The sequence below is a fragment of the Methylobacterium sp. B4 genome (genome assembly GCF_003201865.1).
Taxonomy (GTDB): domain Bacteria; phylum Pseudomonadota; class Alphaproteobacteria; order Rhizobiales; family Beijerinckiaceae; genus Methylobacterium.
Map to the genome: position 1 here is coordinate 1 of NZ_QJJJ01000045.1, position 9249 is coordinate 9249.

Consider the following 9249-nt stretch of genomic DNA (forward strand, 5'->3'; position numbering starts at 1 on the left):
CGCGTTCAGGCGCTTCTCAACGGCGGAGTGCCGCAACTATCTCGCGGCCGCAGGCTACGACGCCTACGATCCAACCTGATCGGATGCCGCTCTAGATACGCCGGCCCGATGCGGTCAGGCCCGATGCGGATCTAAGGCGCAGGAAGGCATCACATGAGCGCCATCGACAATCTGCGCGCCGCGGTCGAGGCCGCCGCCGGAGGTCAGCCCTTTCCCCTCGATGCCGCCTTTCTGACGGCGGGCCTCGACGATGCGGCCGTCACGGTACCGCCCGACTACGACGCGTGGCTGCGCCAAGCCTTCTTTCTGAAGCTGCCGGCCGACTTCACCGTCGCGGTCGCCAAGGCCGATGTCGGCAAGGTGGAGGGCGCCGCGTTCACGGTGAAGAAGGCGACCGTCCCGTTCGTCGGCGCCAAGGCGCCGCTCGCCGCGCGGGCGACCCTGGTCTTCACGGTCGAGGCCGGCACGCTGGTCGTGCAGGTGGAGACCACGCCGGCCGGTTGGACCTGGATCGATTCCTTCGCCTTCATGGGCGCGTTCCCGTTCGACCAGTTCGCTGTTCTGAGCGGCGTCGCCTTCGTCTTCTCCAGCGAGGCCGGCACCTATCCCTACGGCGATAGCGCGGGGCGCAGGGTGTCCGGCGGCGCGGTCCAGAATCTCTTCGCCACGGTTCCGCTGCCCACCATCGTCGCGCCCTTCCTCCCCCTGTTCGACGGGCTCGCCGCGCCGGCCGGCGATCTGCTTCTGAGCGGACCGCTCAACATGGGCGCGTTCGACGGCCAGACCGTTCTCTTTCCGCCGGGGCGCCTTTCGGCGACCATCCAGAACGGGACCTTCGATCTGGTCTATCTGAAGGTGCGCGATCCGAGCGTCACGATCACGATCCCGGCGCCGGACGGGTCGAGCGAGGTGGGCGGCGTGCTCCTGCTCGCCGATCCCGACGAGGATCCCGACGCCGGGGATCAGGCGCCGACGCTCTCGATCTCGTCGCGCTTCGATGTCGGAAACGACGGGATCTACGCGCTCGACGTCGCCGTGACGCCGGGCGACACCACGCGCTACACGATCGCCCTGTCGGTGGCGCAGGACGGCAAGCCCATCACGCCGGCGGGAATCATCCAGCTGATGGGCGGGAATGGCGGCTATCTCGCCGCCACACCGGACACGGTCCAGCAATTCCTGACCTTCGTCGGCCTGAACGGCTTCTCGATCTCGGGCAATCTGGGCGCCTCGTCCAAGGTGACCGCGCTATCGGTCGATATCGGCAGTTCGAAGAACACCCGCTGGACGATCCTGCCCGATCCCACCGGCGCTCTCGACTTCACGATCACCAGCTTTTCCCTGAACTGGTCGATGGCCTATCCGTTCGATCCGCCCGCACGCCAACATCTCTATGACTTCTCGACGCAGTTCACGCTGGCCACCAGCGTCTTCAAGGGACCGGGTGGCGAGGGTGATGGGGTCTTCTCGGTCAAGTTCAATTCGCAGAAGCAATTCTATGCGGGATTTGCCGGAACGGCGAAGCTCAGTGATTTCCTGACGACACTCTCGGGCGGCTCGGTAGTGCTCGACCGGGCGAGTACCGGTGACATCGAGCTGTCCGACATCGCGCTGGCCATCGATTACGGCGCACAGAGCTTCAGTTTCAGCGCCGGCTTCAGCCTCGAACTGAATCTCTTGCAGGTCGCGGGTGAGCCGATCCTCGCCCTGCGCGACGGCACGGTGCGCGTCGCCGCCAAATCGCCGACACAGACCAAGAGCGGTGCCAACGCGACGACCCTGCTCCCCTCGGCCACGGTTCGGTCGCAAGACCCGCGGGCCCTCGCGCTGGTGACACAGGCGGAAACGGCGACGCAGTGGCAGGCCGGAATCGACGGCTTCCTTGCAGAGCGACTACTACTTCAAGGTTTCCGGCACCGTCGGCATCATCGGTCTGCTCTACGGCAGCGTCGAATTCGCGATCATCTCGGCGTCGGTGAACGTCAAGATCGTCCTGTCGCTGCAGATCACCTACGAGTGCCACCGCGAGATACCCGTCGTCGCATCGGCGAGCGTGACGATCAGCCTGAGGGTCAAGATCGACCTCGGCCTGTTCTCGATCTCGATCAGCCTGTCCTTCTCCGCCAGCGTCTCGGCCACGTTCGTCCTGGGGTCGAACGAGACGGCGCCCTGGGAGGTCGAGAGCGAGAGGATGCACGAGGCGCTGGCGGCGCCCCGCCGTATCCTGGGCGGTCCCGACGCCGCGGAGCGGCGTGCCCGCACGCTCCAGCCCCAGCCCAAGCGGCTCGTCGCATCTGCGGGCGAACGACCCACGCTCAGCCTGCTGGCGGGCGCCCAGTACACCGTCCTGGCTCCCGAGGGCGCCACCGATCCCGCGCAGAACCAGGGAGCGTTCGTCTTCCTGCTGGCGATGGACGCGCCCGATCCTGCCGCCGGCTCGCCCGGGACGGGGAGCACCTCGTTCGACCGGCTGGCCCAGACCTACTTCCCGTGGATCATCGACACGCTCGGCAACGGCCAGGGCGACACGGTCGATCTCGCCGAGGCGCTGGCGGCCGCGGTGACGATCGAGCAACTCGAAGCCTACGTCACGCGGCTCGCCGATACCGCCCATCCGGTCTTGACGATCACCCAGCTTCTCCAGTTCCTGGCGGACGGCTTCACGCTCAACATCGAGGATCCCGCTGCCGCCAGGGCGAGCGGCCTCAAGGATCGGCTCGATGAGGGGTCGGCGCTGTTCCCGGTGTTCGACGGCCTCTCGGTCGCCGCGCCGAGCGCTCCGGGCGGCGCATCGACCATCGATTTCGAGACCTATGCGACCGCGACGCCGGCCTATGCCGCGGCGGTCAGCGCGCTGTTCGCGGAGGTCGCCGCGAAGATCGATGCGCAGAACCGCGAGCAGCCCCGCGCCGCGGCTCTCGACGAGACGGCGGAGTCGATCGCGGCGCTCGTCTTCGTCGACAGCTTCACGCTGATCGCGCGCCAATTGCTGCAGGCCGGCGCCGACGCGCTGAAGGGCTACGCCTACCCGCTCCGGGAGCGGAGTTCGATCGCCGCGATCCTGTCCAAACTCAATGGCGTGCCGGGCAACGCGCTGACGACCGCGGACGTCGCCCTGCCGAATGCCGGGCATGCGCTCGGCGCGCGATTGTCGCTCACCATCGGCGGACTCTCCTTCGTCACGCAGGCCGGCGACACGCTGCAGAGCGTGGCCGCGCGCTATTCGGATTCGAATGCGCCGGCCCGCTGGATCACCACGCCGGCCGACCTCGTCGTCGCCAACCGCGGCCGGCACATGCTGCAGGGCGCGGTCGCGTTGGATCTGACCGACAAGGACGGGCGCCCGCACAGCGTCGTCACGCGCCAGGGCGACAGCTTCGACGACATCGCCGCGCAACTCGGGCCGATCACGATCGACGCGCTGGCCGCGCAGAGCGTCCTTTACGCCGTCACGGGGCTGCTCACGCCGACCCTGCCGATGGCGATCCCCCCGATCGACTATACCAGCGCGGGCGACGGCGGCGCGTCGACCGACACGCTCGCGAGCCTCGCCCAGCTGTTCCGCACGGACGCCGCCGCGATCGCCGCTGCCAATACAGCGGTCGAAGGCCTGTTCTCGCCCGCCGCGGAAGGGGGCCTGCTCACGGTCGCCAATCTGCACGCGCTCCCGGTCGGCGCGCTGTGGAGCGCGATCGCGGCGACGGGCCAGGTCGGCCAGGTCGCGGGCATGGTCTCGCGCTTCCTCGTCTACGGCCTGCGACTGCCGAGGCAGGCCGGGCTGAGCCTGTCCGGCGACTTCCTCTATCCCGCCGGCCAATCGGCCTACGGGGTCTATCAGCTCACGGGCCAGCAATTCCCGGTACCGGCCGCCGCGACGACGTACGGCATCACCCTGTCGCGTGCCGAGAGCAGTCACGGGGTCAGCCTCGACTTCGTCGGGTTCGACGGTAGATCCGCGGCGACCATGGCGATCGATCTGAGCGCGGCGTATTCCGCTCTGCTGTCGGTGGTCGGCTGGGCAAGGACGCCGGGCAATTTCGCGCCGGCGCCCGTCTTCGCGGCGCTGCCGCTGGCCGAGCGGCAGCCCAAGGCGTTCACGGCGGGCGGCTATGCCCGCTGGTCGAGCGGATCGGTGCCTCAACTGCAGCGGCTCACGGACCGCACTGGAACGGTCTCGTCCGGCGAAGCCGCTCCCGCTGCGCAAGCGCAGCCGACCTTGTGGGCGCTTCCGCCCGCCCAGATGAACCTGGTCTCGGCGCGTGAACAGGCAATACGGGCCGCGGTGCCGGGCATCCGCGACACTTACAAGCTGCTGCCGCAGTTCCAGCCGCAAGTCGGGACCACCAACCCGGCGACGGGCCAGACCCGCTACGGCGCGCTCGAGAGCTGGGCATGGTGCACGCGCCTCGACATCGAGATCAAGCGGCTGCCGGACGCGCAGCAACTCGCCCGGCAGACCGGCGCCGGCGAGCTGCCGGGCGGCCCGGCATCGGCCCCGTCGCTGCCCTTCGTCTACGAACTCGTCGGCCCCAATTCGGCCGACGGCGTCCGGCTCGAACGCATCCTGACGGCGATGGACGAGCTGGGCGAGGACATGGCCTCGGCCGTGTTCCTGCTCTACAACCCGTCGGGGCCGGGCATGCCGATGCTGGTGACGCCGGCGGACGGCGATTTCCTCGCCTTCATCACCCAAACCAATCTCTCGACCGAGACCAATCCGCCGGCGCGCAGCGTCCTGGCGCTGGCCGCAGGGGCGCCGCCGCGCGGCATCGCCAACACCCCCGCGGAGTTCATTCGCCTGCTCTGGGAACTGAGCACCGTCCGCAGCGGCGGCTATTACCTCTACTATGAGGACATGGCGTCGGGGGCGGGGCTGCCGTCCGCGCTGTTCGATTCCTCGGGCTCCGGGACCGTTTCGATCGTCGTCACCTTCGCGGCCTCGGGTGCGGCCTCGTTCGGCGAGACACTGCCGAACTTCGTCACCTCGTTCGTAACCACCGACGCGATCGATCCCCGCAACGATGCGATCCAGACGCTGTCGCGGGTCTCGACCGGGCCGACGGCGCCCCTGACCGCCGAGGACACGCTGAATACGCTGTCCGCCATCTACGGGCCCGGGCCGGGGCGGATCGCCGAAGCGAATGCCGGCACCACCCTGGCGTCAGGCGCATTGATCCCCATCCGCGGGGCGCTGCGGCAGCTCACCAATGCGGATCTGGTGCGCGATGGCAGCGGCACCATCGACGCCGCCGCAACCCTGGACAAGCTGGCCGCCCTGTTCTCGGCAGGAGCGGTGCCGATCAGCGGTCAGGACATCGCCCGGTACAACCCTGGCGTAGCGGTGGCCCTGGCAGCGGTCTTCTCCATCCCCGAAGTGACCTACAAGGTCGATCCGGGTGCGGCGCCGGGCGCGAGCTTCGACAGCATGGCGGCGTATTACGGTGTGAGCCTCGATCTGCTGGCGCGCGGTGCGGCCGATGCCGCCGGCCTCTACCCGGCGCACGCGCCGATCTCCCTCAATCCCGAGATCTTCGATCTGCGCGATCAGCTGCCGCCGCCCAACCTGGGTTTCGCTTTGAGCCGAGTCAATTTCGGCCTCCCGTCCGACCAGCCGACGGATCCGAACTTCGCCCGCGATACGCTGTACCAGCTCTATACCGCGCTGGCGGCGGGGCTGGCGGGCAACGTCTTCTACAAGGCGAGCCCGCTTGGTCTTCCCTTCGGTCCGCAGGACCATGGCGACGACATGCGTGAACTGTTCCAGAGTCATGCACGCGCCAGCGATGCGCGCGGGGCGCGGCTCGCCGCGGTCGCAGAGGCCGATCTGGACTATCGCCAGTCGCTCGGAATCGGCAGCGAGTTCGCGCTGGTCAATGCCGCACCGGTCCCGAGCGATCCTGAACTGCCGGGCAAGGATTCCAATCCCTATCGCGGCATCGGCACCACGGCGCAGGTGGCGCTGCAGTGGCGCGATATCTTCGGCAACACCGTCGTCACGCCGTTCGAGGCGCCTTCGCCGAGCTATGCGGGTGCGCTCAACGGCTCGGCGGTGCCGATGCTGTACCGCGACCGGCTGATCGGACTGGGCGGCTGGAGCAACACCAGAGCCAGCTACACGTACGAGGCCGGCAGCGGCGTTGCGCTCAAGCTGAGCTTTGCACTCAATGGCGCGGCCTATGCGGGCGCCGCCGGCCGGAGCCGGGCCGAATCCGACCTGAAACTCTACACCCGCATCTACTATCAACTGCACCAGGACTATTCGAACCTCGCCGTATCCGTGCCCGGCGTTTCGGGAAACGCCGTCACCATGCGTGTCAGCAATTCGCTGCTGGCGGCTTCCGAAACCATCCTCGACGAGGCGCAGGCGGACGCGATCCGCGGCTATGTCCGGTCCTGCCTGCTCTATCTGAAAGCCATCGCGGCCGGCCGGCCGGGGACGGCACCGGAAGCGACGCTCGCAGTACCCGTGGATGTGAGCGCCATCGTGGCCGGCAACATCATCGAAATGGACGTGGCGCTGACGCTCACCCGCAATCCGCTCCTCGTCGAGCCGGTGGTGGCGGCGCTGCGGGATGGCTTGAGCATGTCGGGCGCGATCCTGCCGGACGGCGATCGCGACGCCAACGTCGCCTACACCGCCTTCAGCACGACGTTCGAGCAGATCTTCCGGACGGCCGACTGGTACCTCAAGGTCGGCGAAGGCCTGTCGCGCCTCGGTGAGGATGCGGCGGCCGGCACCCAGCAGCTTTGGGCGGTCCGCTTCGGCAAGACGGCCGGGACAGGCATCTTCTTCGAACTCGGGACGCAACCGAGCTACTACGCGCCCAAGCCCGTCGCCCGAGCGCTGCAGGGCGGCGCCGTGACGTTGATCAGCTACGAGACGGGAGAGAGCCAGACGCTCCACCTCGATGGCATCGACCTGAACCAATGGTTCCAGTCGGCCCTCGACGCGATCGATGGATTCCTATCCGCCACCTATGCGCCCCACGCCTTCATCCTCGACAGGCTCGACGGTGTCACGGACCCGCTGAAAGACGGCCTGCTGGGGCAGGTGCTGGCGACCAAGGACGCGCTTGCCGGCGCGATCAGCGGAACGGCATGGCCGGTCCTGTCGACCAGCGCGACCGATCCGTCGACGCGCAGCGCCGCTGCGGAGAAGTTGCGCCAGCAATTGCTCAACCAACTCGGCGGCGCCTATCGCGGCGGAGCCGCGGTCGTGTTCGGCCTTAGCGAGGTCAGCGGCGCCTCAGGAGCCGATCCCGCTGGGCCGCCCAACCTCTACGGACAGCCGAGGGGGGTGGTCGAGGGCGCCCCCGACAACCGGAACTTCTCGCTCACGCCGACGCGGATTCCACTGGGTCCGGTGCTGCAGGACGAGGCGTTGCATGAGCCGCGGCTCGCCTTCGTCTTCGTCTCGAAGGATGTCGAAGGCCAAGCCTATGTCCCGCTGACGCTCGATCTGCAGATCAGCCATCTCGAATTCGAGCGCACCACGGTCCCGGGGATCAAGGGCTATGTCGAGTCGCGCTGGCTTGCCTTCGTCAATGGTCCGTTTTCCTACGCGCTCGGCGACGGTGTCTGCGACATCCCGGTAATCAATCGCAACTTGCCGACCCCACCCACCGTCTCGGGTCAGTCGGCCGGACAGTTGACCGGCTCGAACCCTGGGGCGGATGCCGAGGCTCTGACCAAATGGGGCTATGCCTTCGAATATCTCTACCAGCAGGCGGCTTCCGACGCGGTCTCCCATACGATCGAGTACAACGGATCGGGCAATACCGATTCGAACGGTGATGGGCGGGATGTCGGCGCGGACCTGTTCACCGCGCTCGCGCAATTCATCACGGATCACGATGCGATCCTGCGTGACCTGAACCTCTACCTCGCCAAGATCGACGGCAAGGAGCCCGACCCGGCGATGCGCGACGGCGCGCGGAAAGCCGTCGCGAGCTTCGCCGCTCAGACCGCGGCGATCGCAACGGCTTATGCCGAGAGCCTGAAACCCCGGTCGCTCGCGGCCGAGGTCGAGCCTGCGCGCGTCATCATCGCCTTCACATCGACGCTCGATGCCAGCGAAGAGGGCCACGCCCGCGTCAATCTCGTCGATGTCACGATCAACGGCACGGCGGCCATCTGGGATTCGAGCACAGGGAAGATTTCGGGCGGCGGGATCGTCCTGCCGTCGCCGGTGATCGCGATCGAGCCTGACACCTATGCTGCGCGCGCCGTGCCGCAGGATCGGCTGCCTCCGGGCGTGACGATCGCCTATCTCTACACACGAGAGTTGGATGGCACGACCGACTACCTCTCCGAACAGCAGGCGCTGGGCATTGCCCGGCGCGAAGTCTCGATGGCACCGCTGGACGTGCTGTCGCTGCAGAGCGGATGGGCTTCGGTCTACGTTCAGCGCAACCTCGCGCTCTTCCCGATCGGCAACCTGAAGTCGGTCCGGACGAACGATGCCTTCCTGTTCCAGACGCCCAAAGTCCGCTTCGCCGAACCGATCGTGCCGCGCCTGAGCTACGAGAGCTTCTCGCTCGACGCGATGACGGGGGCGACGGGGGATCTGGAGGCGCGGCTGACCTCGTTCTTCAAGTCGCTCTACGCGGGCGACGCCAAGACGGCCGTCGATGTCTCGATGCAGGGTCTGTACAGCTACGAGCTGGTTCCGGGCCAACCGTCGTTCCCTCGGGTCCGTCTGCCGATCAACCTGCTGACTCCGTCCCCCTCCGCGGTCGATCCCGACGTGAAACCGGACTTCATCGCTCCGTTCGCGACGGTGGTGGCCGATTGGCGCGCGACGCACGGGCCGACGACCGACGGCGCAGCCCGTTTGGAGATCGAGCTCAAGGTGTTCGGCGCTGTCGGCGAGGCAAAGCAGCCGCTGATCCAGATCGGACAGCTAACCCAGGACGTTGAGCGCGACGCTGTCCGAAGGCGGTAGAGGCCAACCTCGTGCTGCGCAGCAGCCTGGCTCTCGCCTCCGGCTGAACCGGTCGCCTATCGGCGAGGTCACGATCACCGTTGGGGCCCGCGCCGATATCCGGCTCGCACCGGCGCGGCCTCGTGGTCCGACCGGGCACCTTCGAATTTTTCAGGCGGGTCTGTTGACGTCGGCGGCGGTGGTCCGTAGAAGCTGCCTCACCGACGGGGCGCCGCGGTCCACCGCTTGGTGGTCAGGTGCCTCGGGGTCTTCGGAGTTTGTGGTGGAGCGGAGCTGATCCGGGTGACTGGATCGGGCGATCGCTG

Annotated in this window: 1 protein-coding gene; it reads left to right on the forward strand. The window is 67.8% G+C overall.

The window, feature by feature from the left end; all coding sequences use genetic code 11:
• Positions 1–2560: 2560 nt before the first annotated feature.
• Positions 2561–8944, forward strand: a complete 6384-nt coding sequence (locus BY998_RS23620; protein ID WP_210205517.1) for a hypothetical protein — start codon at positions 2561–2563, stop codon at positions 8942–8944.
• Positions 8945–9249 lie beyond the last annotated feature (305 nt).